The organism is Faecalibacterium sp. DFI.5.82 (genome assembly GCF_029076575.1).
Lineage (GTDB): Bacteria > Bacillota > Clostridia > Oscillospirales > Ruminococcaceae > Faecalibacterium > Faecalibacterium duncaniae.
Genome location: NZ_JARFIS010000457.1, coordinates 1 through 313 on the forward strand (window position 1 = coordinate 1; position 313 = coordinate 313).

At 43.8% G+C, this 313-nt stretch carries 1 pseudogene; it reads right to left on the reverse strand.

Annotation, left to right across the window (positions count from 1 at the left end):
- Window positions 1-313 (reverse strand): annotated as a pseudogene (locus P0G09_RS17410) (ABC transporter ATP-binding protein); the annotation flags it as partial.

Sequence of the window (313 nt, forward strand, 5' to 3'; positions counted from 1 at the left end):
TGTTGATTGCCGCCATATCCAGTGCGGTGTCATAAAGCCGCAGGTTGTGTTCGTCCTGCACCGCATAATCGGTCACATGGAATTGCCTTTCCAAAATTAAAGTGGCTTTTGGAATATCCGACACTTGAAGCTGGATGTATTTCCGATTTTTCTTTTCTAATTCTTCCATGCTGCTTTCTTCCAGCAGAACCCCGTGGTCGATAATGCCTATGTCATCTGCCAACAGTGAAATTTCGGAAAGTATTTGGCTGGAAATTAGGATGGTTTTGCCACGCTCCACACTTAAATTCTTAATAAAGTTCCTCACTTCGGC